The 21,355-nt window shown below is 64.0% G+C and carries 18 protein-coding genes and 1 pseudogene; 9 read left to right on the plus strand and 10 right to left on the minus strand.

The genetic code is table 11. The features are described from left to right. The first annotated feature begins 105 nt into the window (after positions 1–105). The 3 genes from SMD10_RS13070 to SMD10_RS13080 all read left to right on the plus strand — a co-directional run bounded on the left by SMD10_RS13070 (position 106) and on the right by SMD10_RS13080 (position 2,781). Positions 106–1,101, plus strand: a complete 996-nt coding sequence (locus SMD10_RS13070) for an ABC transporter substrate-binding protein (protein ID WP_331686137.1) — start codon at positions 106–108, stop codon at positions 1,099–1,101. Positions 1,102–1,166: 65 nt separating this feature from the next. Beyond that, positions 1,167–2,033, plus strand: a complete 867-nt coding sequence (locus SMD10_RS13075; protein WP_331686138.1) for an ABC transporter permease — start codon at positions 1,167–1,169, stop codon at positions 2,031–2,033. Positions 2,034–2,040: 7 nt separating this feature from the next. Further along, positions 2,041–2,781, plus strand: a complete 741-nt coding sequence (locus SMD10_RS13080) for an ABC transporter ATP-binding protein (protein WP_331686193.1) — start codon at positions 2,041–2,043, stop codon at positions 2,779–2,781. A 72-nt stretch (positions 2,782–2,853) separates the two neighbouring features. On the opposite strand, the gene SMD10_RS13085 is transcribed toward SMD10_RS13080, so the two are convergent. The 9 genes from SMD10_RS13085 to SMD10_RS13125 form a co-directional block, all read right to left on the minus strand. Further along, on the minus strand, positions 2,854–3,876 hold the full coding sequence (locus SMD10_RS13085; RefSeq protein WP_331686139.1) for a serine hydrolase domain-containing protein: 1,023 nt from the start codon (positions 3,874–3,876) through the stop codon (positions 2,854–2,856). Continuing rightward, positions 3,873–4,661: an ABC transporter ATP-binding protein gene (locus tag SMD10_RS13090; protein ID WP_432757237.1), complete on the minus strand. Its 789-nt coding sequence runs from the start codon at positions 4,659–4,661 to the stop codon at positions 3,873–3,875. Before SMD10_RS13090 ends, SMD10_RS13085 begins: the two co-directional genes overlap by 4 nt. Next, the gene (locus SMD10_RS13095; protein WP_331686140.1) at positions 4,658–5,521 is read right to left on the minus strand and encodes an ABC transporter ATP-binding protein; all 864 of its coding nucleotides are present in this window, start codon (positions 5,519–5,521) and stop codon (positions 4,658–4,660) included. Before SMD10_RS13095 ends, SMD10_RS13090 begins: the two co-directional genes overlap by 4 nt. Beyond that, positions 5,514–6,443: a nickel transporter permease gene (gene nikC / locus SMD10_RS13100; RefSeq protein ID WP_432757238.1), complete on the minus strand. Its 930-nt coding sequence runs from the start codon at positions 6,441–6,443 to the stop codon at positions 5,514–5,516. The genes SMD10_RS13095 and nikC overlap by 8 nt, the downstream gene beginning before the upstream one ends. Before the next feature lie 8 nt (positions 6,444–6,451). After that, positions 6,452–7,525: an ABC transporter permease gene (locus tag SMD10_RS13105; RefSeq protein ID WP_331686141.1), complete on the minus strand. Its 1,074-nt coding sequence runs from the start codon at positions 7,523–7,525 to the stop codon at positions 6,452–6,454. A gap of 130 nt (positions 7,526–7,655) precedes the next feature. Then, entirely contained in the window at positions 7,656–9,275 is a 1,620-nt protein-coding gene (locus tag SMD10_RS13110) for an ABC transporter substrate-binding protein (protein ID WP_331686142.1), read from the minus strand. 88 nt (positions 9,276–9,363) lie between these two features. Continuing rightward, on the minus strand, positions 9,364–11,181 hold the full coding sequence (locus SMD10_RS13115) for a S9 family peptidase (protein ID WP_331686143.1): 1,818 nt from the start codon (positions 11,179–11,181) through the stop codon (positions 9,364–9,366). Then, the gene (pip, locus tag SMD10_RS13120) at positions 11,174–12,193 is read right to left on the minus strand and encodes a prolyl aminopeptidase (protein WP_331686144.1); all 1,020 of its coding nucleotides are present in this window, start codon (positions 12,191–12,193) and stop codon (positions 11,174–11,176) included. The genes SMD10_RS13115 and pip overlap by 8 nt, the downstream gene beginning before the upstream one ends. A gap of 351 nt (positions 12,194–12,544) precedes the next feature. Then, the gene (locus tag SMD10_RS13125; protein WP_331686145.1) at positions 12,545–12,802 is read right to left on the minus strand and encodes an SbtR family transcriptional regulator; all 258 of its coding nucleotides are present in this window, start codon (positions 12,800–12,802) and stop codon (positions 12,545–12,547) included. A 71-nt stretch (positions 12,803–12,873) separates the two neighbouring features. Between SMD10_RS13125 and SMD10_RS25585 the strand changes: the two are divergent. After that, positions 12,874–13,469 (plus strand): annotated as a pseudogene (locus SMD10_RS25585) (SDR family oxidoreductase). Here the strand turns inward: SMD10_RS25585 and purB are convergent. Further along, the gene (gene purB / locus SMD10_RS13135) at positions 13,397–14,761 is read right to left on the minus strand and encodes an adenylosuccinate lyase (protein WP_331686147.1); all 1,365 of its coding nucleotides are present in this window, start codon (positions 14,759–14,761) and stop codon (positions 13,397–13,399) included. The pseudogene SMD10_RS25585 and the gene purB sit on opposite strands and share 73 nt — an antisense overlap. 154 nt (positions 14,762–14,915) lie before the next feature. Here purB and SMD10_RS13140 point away from each other — a divergent pair, with 154 nt between their 5' ends. The 5 genes from SMD10_RS13140 to SMD10_RS13160 all read left to right on the plus strand — a co-directional run bounded on the left by SMD10_RS13140 (position 14,916) and on the right by SMD10_RS13160 (position 21,204). Beyond that, entirely contained in the window at positions 14,916–16,106 is a 1,191-nt protein-coding gene (locus SMD10_RS13140) for a mandelate racemase/muconate lactonizing enzyme family protein (protein ID WP_331686148.1), read from the plus strand. Positions 16,107–16,154: 48 nt separating this feature from the next. Next, positions 16,155–17,549, plus strand: a complete 1,395-nt coding sequence (dcuC, locus tag SMD10_RS13145; RefSeq protein WP_331686149.1) for a C4-dicarboxylate transporter DcuC — start codon at positions 16,155–16,157, stop codon at positions 17,547–17,549. A 195-nt stretch (positions 17,550–17,744) separates the two neighbouring features. After that, positions 17,745–19,079 (plus strand): MmgE/PrpD family protein, encoded by a 1,335-nt coding sequence (locus SMD10_RS13150; RefSeq protein WP_331686150.1) that lies wholly within the window; start codon positions 17,745–17,747, stop codon positions 19,077–19,079. Positions 19,080–19,466: 387 nt separating this feature from the next. Continuing rightward, complete coding sequence (locus tag SMD10_RS13155; protein ID WP_331686151.1) at positions 19,467–20,177, plus strand: GntR family transcriptional regulator; 711 nt, start codon at positions 19,467–19,469, stop codon at positions 20,175–20,177. A gap of 145 nt (positions 20,178–20,322) precedes the next feature. After that, positions 20,323–21,204, plus strand: a complete 882-nt coding sequence (locus SMD10_RS13160; RefSeq protein ID WP_331686152.1) for a dihydrodipicolinate synthase family protein — start codon at positions 20,323–20,325, stop codon at positions 21,202–21,204. Positions 21,205–21,355: the final 151 nt, after the last annotated feature.

Genomic DNA, 21,355 nt, shown 5'->3' on the forward strand with positions numbered 1-21,355 from the left:
TTGCACGTCCGAACGGACGGGCGGCGCTTTCACGGCCGATCTACCTGCGAGGACGAGCGGCGCTGACGGCAACTGTGAGCCGCGGTCGCCGAGGGAGGAAAGATCATGGATTTCAGGACGATCGGCCGAGCAGCCGGCGTGGCCTTGGTATTCGCCACCCTGCCGACGACGCTTTGCGCGCAGGACCTGCCGGAGGTCAAACTCGGCCTGCTCAAATTCGGCACCGTCAACTGGGAGGCCCAGACCATCGTCGACCGGGGGCTCGACAGGAAGCACGGCTTCCAGCTCGAGATCGTAACTTATGGTGGCGACGACGCCACCAAGATCGCGATGCAGGCCGGCGAGATCGAGATCACGACCGGCGACTGGCTGTTTGCCTCGCGCCAGCGCGCCGAAGGCTCGCCGCTCACCTTCGTGCCGTTTTCTTCTTCGATCGGCGCGATCATGGTGCCGTGCAACTCCGATATCAAGTCGCTGTCCGACCTCAAGGGCAAGACGCTGGGCATCGCCGGCGGACCGCTCGACAAGAGCTGGCTGATGCTGCAGGCGCTGGCCGAGGGCGAATACGACTTCAGCCTGACCGACGAGACCGAGCAGGTGTTCGGCGCGCCACCGCTCTTGGCAGAGAAGCTGCGCCAGGGCGAACTCGACGCGGGGCTGAACTACTGGCACTACAACGCCCGGCTCGAGGCGGACGGCTATTGCCAGATCGTCTCTGCCCAGGAGGCGGCCCGCGAACTCGGCGCCGAGGGCGACATCTCGGCGGTCGGCTACATCCTCAACGAGGATTGGGCCAACGCGCATCGCGAGGTCGCCAAAGGCTTCGTCGCCGCCTCGCAGGAGGCCAAGGCGCTCCTGAAGTCGTCCGACGAGGCCTGGGACGCGATCCGGCCGACGATGAACATCGATACCGACGCCGAATTCGAGGCGCTGCGCCGACGATTCCGCGAGGGCATTCCCGAGCGCCCCGTGGTCGCCGAGGAGAAAGACACCGAGGCCGTCTATCGCTATCTGGCCCGGGTCGGGGGCGAAAAGCTTGTCGGTCCGGCCACCGAGATGGCCGAAGGCACCTTCTGGAGCGAGCTGAAGCACGGCTCCTGAGCCGATGAGAACCGTCGAGAGGCCGGTATCGGTCCCAGGATCGACGCGAGTTTCGGAGTGGCCCGATGCGTCGATCCGATAGCCTGGAGCAGCCGTTGCGCGCCTCGTTGGACGCGTCGCGCCCCAGGCCGGCGCCGGTAGCCGCCGAGCGCCGTATCGGCCGGCGCGTGACCGCTCGGCGGTTCGACATCATGGCGGCCCGTGCCGCCTCGATCGCCGCGTTCTTTCTGCTCTGGTGGCTCGGAACGCTCTGGTTCGGTCCGCGCCTGTGTCCGGATCCCGTCTCGGTCTTCGGCTTCGTCGTGCGCGAGGCGGCCTCGGGCGAGCTGCCCTACCATCTCGGCGTCACGCTGCTGCGGGTGGCGGCGGCTTTCCTGATCGCCATGACGGCCGGCACGCTGATCGGCCTTGCCATGGGGCGCTCGGAGCGCGCCAACACGGTGCTCGAGCCGTGGCTGATCCTGCTTCTCAACGCGCCGGCGCTGATCATCATCGTGCTCGCCTATATCTGGATCGGGCTGTCGGAGACGGCGGCGATCCTGGCGGTGGCGCTCAACAAGATCCCCAACGTCACGGTAACGCTGCGCGAGGGCGCGCGGGCGATGGAGCCGGCCTATATGGAGATGGCGCAGGTCTACCGCTTTTCGCGCAAGAGCATCTATCGCGACATCATGCTGCCGCAGCTTCTGCCCTATCTCGCGGCCGCTGCCCGCTCGGGCCTGTCGCTGATCTGGAAGATCGTGCTGGTGGTCGAACTGCTCGGCCGCTCCAACGGCGTCGGCTTCCAGATCCACCTCTATTTCCAGATGTTCGACGTGCGCGCCATCCTCGGCTACACGATGGCGTTCGTGGCGGTCATGCTGGCGATCGAATTCTTGGCCGTGCAGCCGACCGAGGCCCGCGCCTATCGCTGGCGATCGAGGCCCGCCTGACGTGACGATGCACGAACCGCGGCGCCTTCGGCTGCACATCCGGCGCAAGCACTATGTGGACGCCGATGGCAACACCGTCGAGGTGCTGGACGATGTGGCGTTTGCCCTCCCCCGAAATGCCTTCACCTGCCTGATCGGTCCGTCGGGCTGCGGCAAGACGACGACGTTGCGCATCCTAATGGGACTCGACGAGCACTACGAAGGCGAGATCGACGCCGCGTTGCGGACCGCGCGTCTCGGCGCGGCCTTTCAGGAGCCGCGGCTCCTGCCATGGCGCACGCTGGCGCAGAATGTCGCGCTGGCGACCCGCGGCGCAGCGGAGCCGAGCGACGCTCTCGTGAAGGCGGCGCTCGCCGATGTCGGGCTCGGCGATCTCGGCGACCGCTATCCGGGTCAGATCTCGCTCGGCCAGCAGCGCCGGGCGGCCCTGGCGCGGGCTTTTGCGGTGCAGCCCGAGATCCTCTATCTGGACGAGCCCTTCGTGTCGCTCGACGAGGCCACGGCGCAGCGGTTGCGCCGGCTGCTGGTGGAGCTCTGGAGCAGCCGACAGGTGACCGTGCTGATGGTCACCCACAATGTGCGCGAGGCCGTGCAACTCGCCGACCGCATCGTCCTGATGACCGAGCGTCCGGCGCGCGTGGCGGCCGAGTTGCTGGTGCCGCTCGACCGGGCCGGCCGCACGCCCGCGGCCGTCGACGCGTTCGCCGCCGAGATGGCCCGGCGCTATCCGGCGCTTGTCGCGCTTTGAAGTCGCCCAGCCGGACGGCCGGAGAGTGGAACACTCGGCTCGCTCCGATGCGCCGCGCCGACGGCTCGTCCCTCAGTCCTTGCAGGCGGAGAGGATCAGCTTGAGCAGGCGTCCGACGCCCACGCGCTCGACCCTGCGCCCCTCGATGTCGGTGTCGACCCGGTGGACGACGACCATGTCGAGTGCCGGAACGACAAGACAGTAGTGACCGCCCGCGCCGACCGCTGCGAAGCTGCCTGTCGGCGTCACGACCTGTGGAAGGAAGACGCCGTCGCGCTCCAGCCACCACATGTAGCCATAGGCGCCACGCGCCCCGGCATGCGAATAGGGCAGGACGCTCTCCACGACCCAGTCGCGTTCCAACACCTGGCGGTCGCCGCATCGGCCGCCCTGCAGGAAGAGCTGACCGAATCGCGCCAGGTCGCGCGTCGACATGCGGAACGGGTAGGCCGGATGATCGCTGATCTCGAAGGGCTCCATCCAGCCGTCGGGATGCTCCGATCCCAGGTCGAAATCCTGCATGCCGACGGGCCGCGCGATGCGCTCCTCGAAGGCCTGGTGAATGTTATGTCCGGTCCGCTGCGCGAAGATCGTACCGAGTGCGTTGAAATCCCAGTTGTTGTAGCACCAGAACGTTCCGGGCGCGTGGGCGTGGCGTTTTTCCTTGATCAGCCGCATCCATTCGGTTTCGTAGCCGGCGGGGTGATAGATGCCGGACCGGGCGGTGAGCAGGTCGTAGACCGTCGCGCGCTTCTCGACCTCGCCAAGGCCGAGCTTGTCGTCGATTCCGAGATCGGCCAGCGTCGCTTCGAGATCGATGGTGCCCCGCGCGACGTCTTCGCCGACGATGGCGCTCAAGAAGCTCTTGCGGATGGAGTGGCACAGAAACTTGTGGCCGAGATCGCCGATGGAAAAGACGATGCGGCCGCCCTGCAGCACCAATAGCGCATCCGTCGCCTGCCGGGCCGCGAACGCCTTGACGGCGGCGATCCCGTCGCTCGACCACCCAGCGGTCTGGGGATCGACGAGGCGCTCCCATTCGCCGGCGGATTCGTCGGCGGCCTGCGATCGATCTTCAGACGACTGCAGCGTCATGGCTGGACCTCCTGGTGGCGGGCCACGGCTTCCACGCTGGCCTGCAGAAACTCGCGGGTATAAGGATCGCTCGCCTTCGAATGTCGGATATCGTCGGCCGTCAGCTCTTCGATGATGAGCCCCTTGTGCATCACGCCGATCCGCTCGCAGAGATGGCTGACGACGGCAAGGTCGTGCGAGACCATCAGATAGGTGAGGCCCCGCTCGCGCCGGAGCGCCTTCAAGAGGTTGAGAATTTCCGCCTGAACCGAGACGTCGAGCGCCGAGGTCGGCTCGTCGAGCAGCAGCAGCTTCGGCTCCATGATCAGGGCGCGGGCGATCGCCACGCGTTGGCGCTGCCCGCCCGAGAGCTCGTGCGGGTAGCGGTAGCGGAAGGATGGTCCCAGTCCCACGGCATCGAGCACTTCGGAGACCCGCTCTTCCTGACGATCCAGGCGATGGATCCGCAACGGCTCGCGCAGCACCTGCTGGACGATCTTGCGCGGATGCAGCGACTGGTAGGGATCCTGGAACACCATCTGCACGTGTCGGAAGAAGGCCTTGTCGCGCTTGGGCGCAACCTCCCGCCCGCCGAACAGGATCGCTCCTTCGTAGTTGGGGTTGAGGCCGGCGAGTACCCGCAGAATGGTGGATTTGCCGCAGCCTGATTCGCCGATCAATCCGTAAGCCTCGCTCTCGGCAATCGCGAACGAGACGTCGTCGACGACGGTGACGCGGCTGTCATGGGCACCGAAGGCCACGGACAGTCCGACCACATCCAGCAGCCTTTTGGCAGAACCGATCATATCAGTGCGGCTCCCGGCACAGGGTCCGTCAGCCAGGCCGGATCGCGCGAGGGAACCTTGAGCTCGTCCACCGGGTGGTCGAGCCTCGGGAGGCTGTCGAGCAGCGCCTGCGTATAGGGATGACGCGCCTTGCCGAGGTCCTTGGCCGGCAGATCCTCCAGAATCCGGCCGGCGTACATCACCAGAACCCGATCGCAGAAATCGGCCACGAGATTGAGATCGTGGCTGATGAACATCAGCCCGGTGCCACGACGCGTGACCAGTTCGTCGAGGACGGTCAGGACCTGCCGGCGCACGGTGACGTCGAGCGCCGAGGTCGGCTCGTCGGCGATGATGATGTCGGGCTCTGGAATCAGCATCATCGCAATCATGACGCGCTGCCCCATGCCGCCGGAGACTTCGTGCGGATAAAGGTCGAAAACCCGTTCGGGATCGCGGATGTGCACCGCTTCGAGCATGGCCAGGGTGCGCTGGCGTGCCTCGCCGCGGCTGGCGTTCTGATGCAGACGGTAGGCTTCCATGATCTGCCGGCCGATCGGCATCAGCGGATTGAGCGAATATTTGGGATCCTGGAGGATCATCGAGATCCGGTTGCCGCGGATCCGGCGCATCTGCCGCTCGGAGGCCGCCAGCAGGTCGACACCGGCAAAACGCAGCCGGTCCGCCGTCAGCATGGCCTTTCTCGGCAGCAGCTTCATGATCGAGCGGCCGGTCAACGACTTGCCCGACCCGGATTCGCCGACAATGCCCAGCTTTTCGCGGCCGATGGCGAACGAGACGCCCCGCACCGCCTCCTGCACGCCGTGGGCCGCCCGGAAGCCGACCCTCAGATTGTCCACCTCGATCAGCGGCTCAGCCATCACGCGGATCCAGAACATCGCGCAGGCCGTCGCCGAAGAGATTGAACGCCAGACTGGCGAACAGGATGGCGCAGCCGGGTATGGCCGCCAGCCACCAGCTCGTCATCATGAACTTGCGCCCGGTGGACAGCATCGCTCCCCATTCCGGGCTCGGCGGCTGTGCGCCCAGCCCCAGGAAGCCGAGACCGGCAGCCGTCAGGATGATCGACGACATGTTTAGGGTCAGCCGGATGATCACCGAGGGAATGCACATCGGCACGACGTGGCTGGCGATGATGCGGGCATTGCTCGCGCCTTGCAGGCGTACGGCGGCGACATAGTCGGAGGAGCGGATCGTCAGCGTCTCGGCCCGCGCCAGGCGGGCGATCGGCGGCCAGGCGGCGAGCGAAATGGCGATGACGGCATTCTCGATTCCCGGTCCGAGCGCGGCCGCGAAGGCCAGCGCCAGAACGAGGCTCGGGAACGCCAGAAAGATGTCGACGATGCGCATCAGGAGCACGTCCACCCAGCCGCCGAGATACCCCGACGTCGTGCCGACCAGCAGTCCCACAGGGCCGACGATGGCGGCCGCCAGAAACACCGTATAGAGGGTGATGCGCGAACCGAAGACGATGCGGCTGAAGATGTCGCGGCCGAGCTCGTCGGTTCCGAGCCAGTGCTCCGAGGACGGCGGCATCAGGCGGTTCGTCAGATCCTGCGCATAGATGTCGTGGGTGGCGATCAGCGGCGCGAAGATCGCTGCGCCGATCACGAGCAGGATGATCGCCAGGCCGATCAGCGCCGAGCCGTTCGCTCCGAGCCGCTTGGCGGCTCGCCAGGCCTGCTGCGCACGGGCCTGGCCCGCGGAGGCCGGAACCGGTGCGGCGAGCCAGCCTCGCAGAGGCCCGACCCGCGCCGCACTGGGCATCGATTGATCGCTCATGGCCTCTCCTATCGGGTCCGCGGGTCGAGGATGCGATAGAGGACGTCGCTGATCAGATTGATCACGACGAAGATGATGCCGACGAGCAGCGTGCAGCCGACGACGGCGTTCATGTCGCCGGCCATCAGGGCGTTGGTGAGATAGCGCCCGAAGCCCGGCCAGGCGAACACCGTTTCGGTGAGCACGGCGCCTTCCATGAGAAAGGCATAGGAGAGCGCCACCACGGTGATGACCTGGACGAGGACGTTGCGGAACGCGTGGATCCAGACGGTCCGCGCCCAGGACAGACCCTTTGCACGGGCGCTGATGATGTATTCCTGACCGAGCTGCTCGATCATGAAGCTGCGCGTCATGCGGCAGATGTAGGCCATGGCTCCGAAGCCGAGCACCGAGGCCGGCAGGATGATGTGGGATACGGCGTTCCAGAACGCGCTCCACTGGCCCTGTATCGCCGTGTCGACGAGCAGGAATCCGGTGATCGAGGGGATCGAATAGGCATAGGTCAGATCGACCCGCCCCGGCCCGGCGACCCAGTGCAGCCCGGCGTAGAAGACGAGGAGACCCATCAGGCCGAGCCAGAAGTTCGGTGTCGAATAGCCGAGGAGGCTGGCGATCCGGATGGCATGATCGATCACCGTGTTGCGGTACATGGCGGCGACGACGCCGGCGGGGATACCCAGACCCGTGCCGATGACCACCGCGACGCTGGCCAGTTCGATCGTGGCCGGAAAGACGCGCGCAATGTCTTCGACGACCGGTCGACCCGACATGAGCGCATCGCCGAAGTCGAGGCGAACGACATTGCCGACATACATCGCGTATTGGACGATCAGCGGCTGGTCCAGGCCGAGCTTGTGGTACATGGCGTCGTATGTCGCCTGGGAAATGTTGTCGCCCAGCATCGCGACGACCGGATCGAGCGGCAGCATGCGGCCGATGAAGAAGGTCAGCGTCACCAGTCCCAAAAGAGTGGCGAGGATTGACAAAAGGGTCCGTCCCGACGTCTTCAGCGCCGGGACGAACCGCTTGCTCCGTCCCGGCAGGGCGATCTGAAAGCCTCTCAGGGTCGACTGGCTCTGCATTCATGTCTCCGGACGAAGGCAGGACGGTTGGCTGGCAGGCTGGCGCCGCGGCGGAGCGAATGCAAGCCCAGCACGGCGCCGTGGGATCGGCCGACGGCGCACCCCCCCGCCGGCCGTCGAGCGATCTGCGTTACTTGGAGGCCAGATCGTAGAACACGCGAAAGCCGTTCCACGTCCAGTCCTTCAGGTCGTTGCTGACGCCGGCGACGTCGTAGGTCTGGAACATGTAGGCGTTCGGGCCGGACTGCATCATTTCCTTCTGAAGGTCATGATAGAGCTGCTTGCGCTTTTCCGGATCCTGCTCGAACAGCGCGGTGTTGACCTCCTCGTTGGATTTTTCCGAGAAGTATCCGGCCCGCCAGCTCGGATACTGCGTCGCCTGTGCTTCCAGACTGTTGTCGGGGTTGAAGATGTGCCGGGACGCCATGCCATGGGCATCGGAGACGCTGGTCATCCAGCCGATCAGCGCCGTCTGGAAGTCGCGCCCGCGTACGCGGCTGAAGAGCTGCGCGTTCGCCATCTGCTCGATGTTGAGCTTGACGCCGATCTTGGCGGCGTTGGCCTGGATGCTCTGGGCGACCGGTGCGGCGTAGGGCGCGGTACCCAAGATGATGTCGGCCTCGAAGCCATCCGGATAGCCGGCCTCTTCCAGGATGGACTTGGCCTTGTCCGGATCGAGCGAGAAGGGCTCGCCCTCCTTCTCGTCCAAGGCACCGAACGCGCCGAGCTGGACGAAGCTGGCCCTGGGCGTGCCGATATTCTTCATCACCGTATCGGCGAGGCCCTGATAGTCGATCAGGTAGCGCATCGCGAGACGCACCTTCTCGTTGGAGAAGACATCGTTCGTGTTGTTGAAGGTCCAATAGAAGAGCTGCGGCTTCAGAGCCCGCGCGACCTGCGCCTCGCCCTTGTCCTCCAGATCCTGCAGATCTTCGGGCGTCAGGTCGCGGGCGACGTCGACATCGCCTTCTTCCAGAAGCAGCCGCTGGGTCCCGGACTCCGCGACGTGGCGGATGATGACCTGCGGCAGCTTTGGCGCCTCGCCCCAATAGACGTCGTTGGCCTGGAGGACGACAGCTTCACCCGGGTTCCAGGCCACCAGATGATAGGGGCCGACGCAGTCGGTCGCCGTGGTCAGATATTTATTGCCCAGATCGCCGTCGATCTCGTTTTCGAGCAAGACGGCCTTGTTGAGTAGCGCGGTGACGCGGTTCGCGGCGATCGCGCCGAGGATCAACTGGACCGGATAAGGCTTGTCGAGCTTCATCACCAAGGTCTTGTCGTCGGGAGCGGTGACCAGATCCCGAATGCTGTCCTTCGTGAAGCCATATTCGTTGAGAGTCGCGGCGTTGCCGAAGTCGAGATCGACGACGCGATACATGCTCCAGGCCAGGTCACCCGCCGTCGCCGGTTCACCGGAGGGAAATTGCAAATTGTCCTGAAGATGAAACGTGATCGTTTGCGAATCGTCTGAGACGTCCCAGCTCTTGGCCAGCGCGGGGACGAATTCGCTGGCGTCGTCGGGCGCCGAGTCGACCAGTGTGTCGCATGTGTTGGCGACGATTTCGTTGGTCACGACCTCGCCGATCTGCGCCGGGTCGAAGGTGCTGATCGCATCAATGTTGTACGCCATGACCAAGGCATTGCCGGGCGTTTCCGCCGATGCGGGGGCCATCCCGCACGCCAGGCTGGCAGCAATGGCCAGGACGGCGCCGGAGCGGATCGGGATCGAAAGTCCTTTGCCTTTCATCGGATTGCTCTCCTTCTGCTGATCCATCGAAAAGGACCTGGATGGTGCGGCTGGCCTTCGTGGTCGGGCACCCGCCGCGACGACGTCATCAAAGGTGTCGATGCACGAACTCGGCGAACGCGCCGAAGACGGTGCGCTGGTCGGTCAGGCGCGGGAAGCCGTGGCCGGCATGCGGGATGCGCAGATAGTCGACGGTTCGTCCGAGCCCGCGCAGGCACGAGAACACCATCTCGCTTTCGCCCGGCGGGACGCGGGGGTCGTCCATGCCCTGGACGATCAGCAGTGGCACCGCGATCTCATCGATCCGGTTGATCGGCGAAAAGCGCTCCAGCAACGCCTTCATCTCGTCGGGCTCGCCATACTCCGCGGCCCGAAGCGTGCGCCGCCAGGGGCCGGTCGTCTGCAGCATCGTCAGGAAGTTCGCGATGCCGTAAAACTCGACGCCGAAGCGCCAGAGATCCGGATATTCGGTGAGCGCCGACAGCACCATGAAACCGCCGTAGGAGCGACCGAACACCGCGATGCGGCTCGCGTCGATATCCGACCGTTCGCCGATCGCCAGGCGCACCGCCTTGAGATCGGCGACGCTGTCCAGGCGCCGTTCGCGATCATCCAGTTCGTGAAAGCGGCGGCCGTAGCCGGTGCTGCCCCGCACGTTGGGCGCCACGACGGCGATCCCCTGCGCAAGCAGGTATTGGATGTCGGCGCGAAAGGTCGGACGCCACTGCGCTTCGGGACCGCCATGCACGATGACGATCGCGGGATGGCCCTCCGGCGGCGCCTCGCCGCCGGGGCGATAGAGGAAATAGCCGATCTCGAGCCCGTCGAAGCTGGCGAGGGTCTCGACGGTGGGTTCGACGAAGCCGGCCGACTCGACACCGCGCGTTTCGGGACGGGCCAGGCATTCGAAGCGCTGGGCGGCCAGGTCGTAGCCCCAGACGGCGGGCGGCGCCGAGGCGCCGTCCAGGGCGAAGACGAGACGGCCCCCGTCTGGCGTCCAGGCCGGCGACGAGATCACCCCTTGCGGATGGCCGGCGAGGACGGTTTCCTGCCCGCTTCCACGATCCTTCAGGATCAGTTCGCTCCAGCCCCGACGGTTGACCACGATCGCCAATCGCGCGTTGTCCGGCGAGACGGCGAAGGCTTCGACGTCGCAGTCCTCGCCCTCGATCACCGGGCGAAGCGCGTCGCTGCCGAAGGAAACCTCGTAGAGCGAGACGAAATCGCGCAGTCGATCGGTGGCGACCAGCAGGCCGCTCCCGTCCTTGAGCATCTTGGCGACGGGATAGCAGGCGCGTCCGGTGTGAGGAAGCAACGGCTCGTAGGCACCGGTTTCGAGGTCGAGACGGTAGAGGTCCTGATCCTTGGAGGCGCGCCGCGAATCGCGCACCAACAGGGCCTTGCCGTCCTTGAAGAAGGCCAAGGGCTCGCGATAGCCGTCGGCCTCCAGCACGCAGCGCGTGGCCCGGCTGGCGACGTCCATCAGGTGGATGTCCACGCCGGTGCGCAGACGCGCATTCGACCCGAAAGCGATGGTGCTGCCATCGGGAGACCAGCATCCCCAGACATGGACGGTCGTTGGGTCTTCGGTCAACGCCAGCGGGGCGTCGGCGCCGTCGGGGAAGAGCCAGATCTGATGCCGCTCGTCGCCGCCATCGTCGACCGTGAAGACGAGATCGCTCCCCTGGGGATTGAAGGCGAGCGCACCGACCGGCTCCGACATGTCGGTCAGCCGTCGTGCCTGACCGCCCGATGCCGGCTTCGTCCAGATCTGCGCAAAGCCGCTTTCGTCGCTGAGATAGGCAATCACCTCGCCGTCGGGCGACACGGCCGGGCTGGTCGCACTGCGAATCTCGACATAGGACTCGATGCTCGTCGTCGATACGGACATGGTCTGCTCAGCCAAGGCTCGGCTCCTTCGACGATTGCGGATCTTTCTGGCGTAAGCGTTGCGCGAGACGTCGTGCGGCCGCGCTCAAAGCCTCGGCCATCGGACCGGTGGTGGACTGGTGATTGGCCTCTGTGACGATCGTGAACTGCGCTTCGGGCCAGGCCTTGTGCAGCTTCCAGGCTGTTGCGGCAGGGGTGACGGTGTCGTAGCGCGCCTGCACGATCTCGGCGGGGCAATGGCGGATGCGGTCGATCTCGCCCAACAGCTGACCGGGCCGCAGAAAGCCCCTGTTGACACAGTAGTGGGTGAACAGGCGCGACACCGCCAGCGCCGCTTTCGGCTGCAGCAGCCGCTCGACATGGGCCGGATCGGGGCGAAAGGTCTGCGTCCTGCCGGAAAAGCCGCGCAGGCTGAGAGCCGCCGCCATCTCCAAGTCCGGATCGCCCGACGTCAGCCGCCGATAGTAGGCTCCCAGCAGATCGTCCCGCTCTTCCTCGGCGACGAATTCGGCGAAGACCTCCCAATGGTCCGGAAAGATCTTGCGCGAGCCGTAGAACCACCAGTCGATATCTTCGTCGTCGGCCAGGAAGATGCCGTGCAGGCGGAAGCCGAGGCAGCGTTCGGGATGAGCCTCGCCGTAGGCGAGGGCCAGGCAGCTTCCCCACGAGCCGCCGGCGACCAGCCAGCGCTCGATGCCCAGATGGGTGCGGATCAACTCGATATCGGCGATCAGGTGGGCCGTGGTGTTATCGGTGATCTCGGCGCTGGGGAGGGATCGACCGGCGCCGCGCTGGTCGAAGGTGATGATGCGAAAGACCTCGGGATCGAAGGTCGTCAGCTGCTTGCGCGACAGACCCGCGCCTGGCCCACCATGTAGAACCACAACCGGAAGGCCGAGAGGATTGCCATGCTCTTCGAGATGAAGGTCATGCAGACGATCCGGCTGCAGCCGCAACACGCGGTACGGTGCCGGGCCGATCTGCGTGTCGGCCGAAACAAGGTCTTGTGCGTTCTCGGAATGAACCACTCGGTCTCGTCTGGTCAAATTATAGGCTTGTCTAATTTTCGAACTTTAGCCCGTGAGGTCATTGAGTCCAGCGCCATTTCGGACTTGCCGCATTCCGATTCGGAATAGTTGTCCTGGATGACTGATCGTCCGCTCTTCCGATGCTTCAGGATCGGCGCGGCTCATTGCCCTGTCCTGTCGGCGGGCTTTGCCGATTTTCGAGACGTCGACGAGATCGGGGTGGACGAATTCCAGCGCGTCGATGCGAAATCCTTATTCAAAAAAGGAAACCTTGATACCGGTAGCGGAATCTTGCGTTCGCAGCGCCGTCGTGTCGTCGCCTTGGTTGGCGCCACGGCCGCATCAGCGCCGTCAACGACGGTTGGAGCCATCCGTCAGGAGCGCGCCGACGATAATGTCGCGAAGATGATCGGTGGGGGACGCAAACGAAGGTTGATCGCCGAGCCATCCGGCCGCGACGATCAAGGCGAACAGGTCTGACCCGTCGATGTCGGTTCGCACCGATCCCTCGTTTTGAGCGCGAAGCAGAAGGCGCCGGCCAGCGGAGCGCATGGTGTTGCTCAAGTTATTATGAAGAGCCGAGTCGGGATCCGCCAGGGCAGCGGCCACGAAATCGACGATGCCCCTGGGCTCTGTTCGCGGGCCTCTCTTGGAGGGTCAGAGACGATCCCCGGCGAGGAATGGCAGCGCGACCTGGACCTCAATCCTCTCGCGCGGTGCGTCTCACCAACGCAGTTCTGCCGACGCTCCGAAATTCGAAGGCTGCTGCGATCGTCAACATCTCGTCGACGGCTGCGACGATGCCCTTCCCCTTCGACGTGCGCTATGGGGCCGCAAAGGCCGGCCGGGACTACTACTCCCGGACGCTTGCCGTCGAACTGGGTCGAGCGGTATCCGCGTGAACGTGATGTCGCCCGGACCCATCTCGACCCCGAACTCTGACGCCCTGCGGCAACAATTTCCAATTTCGGGCGACGCGTGGTTCCAATACGTTCCGCTTGGTCGCGTCGAAGAAACCGACGACATCGCGGAAGTCCTCGCCTTGCTCGCATCGGATCGCGGCAAGTTTCTTATCGGCGTGAACTACCCGCGTCGACGGCGCGCTGACGGCCGTTCCCGACAGGATCGAACGCCGGCCACCGGCCGGGGCTCGATCCTTGGGAGAGACCGTGGCGGTCGTGCAAGCGGAGGCCGCCGACCGGATCAGTCCAGCCAGCCGGTCTTGCGGACGGCGGCCAGAGCGCGATCGGTCGCCTGCGGCGCTTGGCCGATATAGGTCGTCGGGTCGAGCACGGCCGCCAGTTCCTCGTCGGTCAGCACGGCGCGGATGCGCTCATCCTGGAACAACGCATCGTGGAAGGAAACGCCGCCTTCCATTCCGCGCCGCGATGCCTCGTAGATGAGCTCATGCGCGGTCTGCTTGCCGAGCTTGTCGGAGAGAACGAACATCACGCGCTCCGACAGCATGAAGCCGCCGAGAATGTCCATGTTCGCCCGCATCTTCTTCTCGTTCGCCTGCAGGCCGCCCAGGGCGAACTCCATGTTCTGCAGCACGATGGAGGTCATCAGGCAGATCTCCGGCATGATCTTCCATTCCATCTTCCAATGGGCGCCGTCACGCTCGTGCTCCTGGCGCAGCATGTCCTGCAGCAGGTTGATGTTGCCCTTGAGCGCCGTCGACACGGTGACGGCGTTCTCGCTGACCGCCGGATTGCGCTTGTGCGGCATGGTCGAGGATCCGACCTGTCCCGGGTCGAACGGCTCGTGCAATTCGTCGAACTCGTTGTGGGCCAGAAGCAGGATCTCGTGACCGATCTTGCCGAGGGTGCCGCAGATCATGCCGAGGACCCCGCCGAACTCCACGAAACGGTCGCGCGCCGGCTGCCATGAGATTTCCGGCACATCGAGGCCCAGCCGCGCCAGCACGCGCTGCTCGATCTCGTCGGCATGCTCGCCGAAGGAGGCCTTGGTGCCGACCGCGCCGACCACGCTGCCCACGAAGGTCCGCTTCTCCAGGTCGACCAGCCGCTGATGATGGCGGCATAGCTCCGTCAGCCAGATCGCAGCCTTGTGCCCGAAGGTGATCGGGAGCGCCTGCAAGGCCAGCGTGCGGCCGGTCATCGGCGTGTTCCGGTGCTCTTCGCTGAGCCTATAGAGATGCTGGCCGATCGTTTTGAGATCGCGCTTGATGATCGCATGGGCCTGCTTGAGCTGGAGCATGAGCCCGGTATCGACGACATCCTGGGTGGTCGGGCCGAAGTGCACGTATTCGCCGTGCCCGTTGCGGCAGGCGTGCTCGAGCCCCCGCACGGTCGGCACCAGCGCGTGCTTGGTCCGGGCGGTCTCCTTCAGAATGAGGGCGTGGTCGAGATACTCGACCTTGGCGCGCTCGGCGATCTCATCGGCGGCCTCCTGCGGAATGATCCCCAGCGCGCCCTGCTCGATGGCCAGCGCGGCCTCGTAGTCGAGCCACTTCTGCATGCGGTTCTTCTCGGAGAAGACCTCCCGCATTTCAGGTGTCGACCAGACGTTCTGGAGGAGGGATGAGTCGAAGACGCTGGATGTCATTGGAGGGCCCCTGACGGTTTGTCACATGCGGACAGGCGGCGGCGGTGTTGCTCGTCTCAAAATCATATATTATATATAATAGCTAATACGCAAGCCCAATGAGCCGCTCGCGTATTCGAATTTTCCGGTCGCATCCGTTGGTGGGAGACAGAGAATGAAAATTGTCAGTGTCGACGTCATAGACGTCGCAAATCCCTTGCAGTCCGCCGTCGCGAAATGGCGTCCCGTGGTCGTGAGGATCAACACGGACGAGGGCATTTCCGGCTTCGGCGAAGTCGGGATGGCCTATGGTGTCGGCGCCTCGGCCGGCTTCGGCATGGCCAAGGATCTCGCCAGCCTCTTGATCGGCATGGATCCCATGCAGACCGAGAAGATCTGGGACAAGATGCAGAAGAAGACCTTCTGGGGTCAGGGCGGCGGCACGGTCGTCTCGGCCGGCATGAGCGCCATCGATATCGCGCTGTGGGACATCAAGGGAAAGGCGCTGAACGTCCCATGCTATCAGCTGTTCGGCGGTAAATTCCGCGACACGCTGCGCACCTATGCCAGCCAGTTGCAGTTCGGCTGGGGCGGTGCCGCCAAGAAGGAAATCCTGACCACGCCTGCCCAGTACGCGGCGGCGGCGGAAAAGGCGCTGGCCGAGGGCTACGACGCCATCAAAGTCGATGTGAACGAGATCGACGAACAGGGGCGGGCCAAAACGCGCGACCTGACGGGCGTCTTCGCCGACCGCGACCTCATGGTCGGCTACAAGCGCCTTCAGGCGATCCGCGAGGCCGTCGGCGACGGCATGGACATCATCGTGGAAGCGCATGCGCTGACCGACACCGCCTCGGCCATCCGCTTCGGCAAGATGATCGAAGACCTTCGCATTTCCGCCTACGAAGAACCCGTGATGGCGCTCAATCCAGGGCAGCTCAAGCAGGTCAAAGAGAACGTCAACATCCCGATCGCCGCGGGCGAGCGCATCTACACGCGCTGGGGATTCCGGCCCTTCTTCGAAGAGCACATCATTGACCTGATCCAGCCGGATCTCGGCACCTGCGGAGGCTTCAGCGAAGCCAAGAAGATCTGCGACATGGGCCACATCTACGATACGACCTGCCAGATCCATGTCTGCGGCGGGCCCATCATGACGGCGGCTTCCCTGCAGTTGGAATGCGCCATTCCCAACTTCGGCATCCACGAACTGCACCGCTATGCGCTCCTGGAGGGGAACAGGAACACCTGCAAGTACGACTATCTGCCGAAGAACGGCGTGTACGAGATTCCCGATCTCCCGGGCATCGGCCAGGAACTGACCGACAAATCCATCGCCGAATCGCCAAAAGAAACTGTGAAGTAGGTATTCGCCGGGGACAACTTTCAGAAGTTGTTCTCTGGGGGGGTCAACATGGGATTATTACTGTCTATTATCGTGATCGTCTGGGTCGCCTGGATGATCGCTCGAAAGGGCTATGCAACCGCGGTTCTGCTTTGTGCAGGCGTCGTCTTGCTGGGTGCCTCCGTGTTGCTGGACCTGGATCCGGGCCTCAGCGTGGAAAAGTCGACCGGGAGTCGTTTCTTCGACATCTTCCTGGTCGTCGAAAATATCATGTCCGACAATCTTGGCGGACTTGGCCTGTCGATCATGGCGATGGGCGGCTTTTCAAAGTACATGGATACTTTGTCGGCCGGACAGGCGCTCTATTCCGTGGTCGGCGGGCCACTGCGATACATCAAATCCCCCTACCTGCTGGCCTGCATGGGCTTCGTGGTCAGCCAGCTCATCGGATTTGCCATTCCCAGCGCATCCGGGCTGGCGCTGATGCTGATGGTGACCCTCTATCCGGTGATGATCCGCGCGGGCGTTTCCCGCATGACGGCGGTCGCCATCATCGGGTCGAGCCGCTTCTTCGATCTGGGGCCGGGCTCGGCCAACTGCCTGCTGGCGGCAAAGACCGCCAGCATAACCTGGGCCGAGTACTTCTTTAACTGGCAGCTGCAGATCTACGTCCCGCTCTTGCTCGTCATGCTCGTGTCGCACTATTTCGTGCAACGGTTCTGGGAGCGCCGCGAGGGTCCCGACCCGGAAGATCTGATCCTGCGGGAGCGGTTCCGCAATGAGCAACTGGACGGTGGGCAGACGGGCGTTCCGAAGATCTACGCCCTGCTTCCGATCATTCCTCTGGCCATCCTGCTGGCGTTCAACCCGATCGTGCTCGGCCGCTTCGGCGTCGACATCAAGGTCGGCGTGCCGACGGCGATCGTCCTCAGCGTCCTGATCGCGATGCTGTTCGATCTCGCCCGGCGGCGCAATACGCTCGAAGTCCTGGGTGGGCTGAAGAACTTCTTTGAGGGCATGGGAACGCAGCTCGCCGTCGTGGTGGCGCTGATCGTCGCCGGACAAGTCTTCGGAGAGGGGCTGATTGCGACGGGCGCCGTCAACTCGCTGATCGCCGGTGCGGAGACGGCGAACCTTGGAGCCGGCTTCATGATCGTCGTCATGGGCCTCATCATCGGCATCGTCGCCTTCCTGATGGGATCCGGAAACGCGCCGTTCTTCTCCTTCGCCGCGCTGATCCCGGAGATCGCGGCCAGGCTGGGCATCCCCGCGGCGGCCATGCTGCTGCCTCTGCAGATCATGACGGGCATCGGACGCACGCTTTCGCCGGTGACCGGCGCGATCGTGGCCGTGGCCGGCATCGCGGGGGTGTCACCCTTCCAGATCGTGAAGCGCAACGCGATCCAGCTGATCCTGTGCACGCTGGTGACCTTTGTCCTCACGTTCGTGCTGGTGTTGCCCTGAGGGTCGCAGGGCATCCCTTCGGAAGGCGGCTGCGACGCCGCCTTCCGGAACAACCTCTTTCGCGGGGGAACATGGCGTTTCCCGAGAGCTATCGATCGGCTCGTCGTGATTTCCGCCGCTCGGAACAGAGCGGCATAGCCACGGGATCCAAGAAGGACCGGCTCGCTGCTGGCAAGCCAATCCGGAAGGTTTGAGATGGACCAATCCCTTCAAGACGATCTCGCGCGCTTCGTTTGCGAATGCGACATGGACCGTATTCCGCAGCGCCTGGTCACCGATATCAAGTACCGCGTGATCGACTGGCTGGGGTGCGCGGCGGCCGGACGCGATTATGACGCGTGCGGCATCGCACGCAACGTGTTCGGTCAAACCGGTGGTCGGCCGGAGGCCACCATGATCGGGGCCGAGGGACTCTATCCGGCCGCCAGCGCCGCCATGGTCAACGGCATCGTCGGCCATGTCTCGGAACTGGACGATGGCCACCGGCAAGCGATCGGCCATCCCGGCTCCGTGACGCTGCCGGTCGCCCTGGCGCTGGGAGAAGCGCGACAGGCGACCGGTGCCGATTTTCTGAAGTCGCTGATCCTCGGATACGACGTCTTCATCCGGCTGGGCCGGGCGGTCAATCCATCCCATTACGCCTACTGGCATACGACCAGCACCTGCGGCACCTTCGCCGCTGCCGCGACGGCCGCTTCCCTGATGAGGCTCACTGCGGCGCAAACGAGCAATGCCCTGGGCATCGCCGCAACACTCACCGGCGGCCTGGTGGCGTCGTTCGGCACGCATGCCAAGGCCCTGAATGTCGGTCATGCCTGCCAGAACGGGATCCATGCCGCGATGCTGGCTCAAAAGGGCTTCACGGGGTCGCCCCAGGCGATCGCCGGCGACAAGGGATTTCTCAAAGCGACGAGCCGCGAGGAAGCCTTCGATATCCAGGCGCCGAGCGAAGCGACGCTGCTGTCCGACACCGCATTCTATAAGGTCTATGCCTCGTGTGGGCATACCAATTCGCCTCTGGACGCGCTGTTCTCGCTATTGCGGAAGCATTCGCCGAAGGCCGATCAGATCAAGGACGTCCGGGTCGAGACCTATCACGTCGCGGTATCTCTGACGGCCGCGCTCAAATCGGCAAGCGAGACAGAAGCCAAGTTCTCGCTGCCGTATTGTATCGCCGTGGCCATCAAGTTCGGCCGCGTGTCCCTGGCGGAATTCAGGCCCGAGATCCTGCGCAGCTCCGAAGTCCTCTCACTGGCCAGGAAGGTGAGCGTCGTCGAAAGCGACGAAGCGACCGCTCGCTTTCCCAGGCGACAGGCGCAGGTCACGGTGGAGATGGCGGATGGCCAGGTCTATAGCGAGCAGGTGATGGATTCGACCGACGTCGCCGATTACGCGGCGCTGGATCGAAAGTTCCTCGATCAGGTCACGGCGGTCGATGGCGAGGCGTCGAACACCGTGCTCGATTTCATTCGCGGCATGGATTCCAGCGCGACCATTGCTCCGCTGACGCAATACTTGCAGAACCTATGATGCGCGTCTCTCCAATGCGGATTTCGCCGAGGGTTCGATGGCAGCATCCTGCGTCCTCAAGACAGGGCGCCAGCGCAATCTTCGGACAGAACCGGCCACCCGCCGTTGCATTCGGCTCGGTCTCGACGGCGAAGGCCGCGATGGGCTCGCGGGTCCACCGAGCTTTCGCTCATCGGCAGAGACGTCCCGCGGGGCGGAGGATCGGGACAATGGCCGGCCAGCACCTTTGGCCGCGCGGCCTCGGCGGCGATCCCAGCGCGTGTCATCGGCGCAACGCATGCGGCAGGCTCTTGGGTGATGACACCCGTCCGATCCGCCATTCTCACACCGACGTGGAAAATACGACTATATTGGCGTTCCCGACAGAGTCGCTGAAAGATATTTCGTATGTCGCAATTCCCGTCCCCTGCCGTGAATCCAGTTCGACTTTCGATGAGGACGAAAGCCGAAACAATTTATTCTGACGTGAAAAGTAGAATTCTGTCCGGGGAATTGAAAGCCGATACGCGTTTAAAAATTCGCGAGTTGGCTGTGTTATATGGGAGCAGCGATATTCCTGTGCGCGAAGCTCTGAAAGAGTTGGCGGCGGAAGATCTGATCGAAATGAGCCCGCATAAAGGCTCGATCGTCAAGAAACTGTCGCTCAAGGAAATGCAGGATATGCTGGAGGTCCGAGAAGTCTTAGAGCCTCTGGCTGCAAAATTGGCGGCGGAACGCGCAACGCCGGACTTGGTGGCCGCGCTGCGGGCCGCGCGCGAAAAATGCACCCGGTTCGCGCAAGCCAACAATTACATCGATTATTCGGACGCCAACCGGGAATTTCACAGCATTATTGTCAATTCCTGCGGTAATGAATATATCATCAAGCTCATCAATGAACTGCATCGGATACAGTTGTATACGAAAAGCGTCTTCAAGATGTTTCCAGATATAATGATCAATTCGGTTCAAGAACATGATGAAATCATAGCGCTCATCGAAAAGAAGGACGGCCATGGAGTCTATGATCTCATTCTCAGTCACAAAAAGAGAGCCTACGATAAATTGCGTTCTCATTTCGCTAAGATGCAGGCGGATCTGGATCAGGACGACCGTTAGGCGGCAAAACGCTCGACCGGCCAGTCCCTTACGGCCGACCTAGCGACGATGCCCGTCGCAACCGCTCGCAAGGGGCGTCTTCGGCCAGGCGGGACGCAGAACCGCCTCCGCAAATCAGCTCGATGCCCCGTCAGGGAGAACCGGCATGGCCTTCAGCGGCGTATTTCCATACCTCGTCTCACCGATCGGCCCGTCCGGCGAGGTGATGAAAGAGGTCTTGCATGACCTGGTCGAGCATCTGATCGGCGCGGGGGTTCATGGCCTGACGCCGCTCGGAAGCACCGGCGAGTTCGCCTATCTCGACTGGGCACAGAAACGCGAGGTGGTCGAGACCGTCGTTGCCGCCACCAAGGGGCGGGTGCCGGTGATCGCCGGTGTCGCGGCCACCGCGACCCATGACGCCGTGGCGCAGACGGACCATATGGTCGAGGCAGGCGCCGACGGTATTCTGGCTGTCCTGGAGAGCTACTTCCCGATCGGGGAAGAGGGTGTGGAAGCCTACTTCACCGCGATCGCGAGGGCTGCAAAAGGGCGGCCGGTGGTCATCTACACCAATCCGCAGTTTCAGCGCTCCGACTTGTCGCTGGCGGTCATCGAGCGGCTGAGCCATGTCGAGAACATCCGCTACATCAAGGACGCATCCACCAACACCGGCCGACTCCTTTCGATCATCGAACGCACGCGCGGTCGAATGGATGTCTTCGCGGCGTCGGCGCACATTCCGGTCTGCGTGATGATGATCGGGGGCGTGGGGTGGATGGCGGGACCGGCCTGCCTGATCCCCAAACAGAGCATCGCCCTTTACGACGCGGCCAGACGCGCGGACTGGTCCCGCGCCATGGAGTTGCAACGTCCGCTGTGGCGGGTGAACGAGATCTTCGCGAAGTACTCGCTTGCGGCCTGCGTCAAGACCGCGCTCGAACTGCAGGGATTTCCGGTCGGTCCGCCGCTGCTGCCGCAACAGCCGCTGACCGAGGCGGCCCGTGCCGAGATCGCCACCGTTCTCCGCGACGTGGGCGCCCTATGACTGTCTGAAACCCGAGGTTCTTCGCCAGTCCGTGGCCCGCACGGTCCGCGGATCTTGGTGACGACGGCGGCCCCACCTCCTGGCGGCGCACGGGGTGCCGACATCCTGTGTCGAAAGGCGGCGCGAAGACGAAGCCGCCAGCCTCATCAAT

It is taken from the genome of Consotaella aegiceratis (assembly GCF_036541425.1).
Lineage (GTDB): Bacteria > Pseudomonadota > Alphaproteobacteria > Rhizobiales > Rhizobiaceae > Consotaella > Consotaella aegiceratis.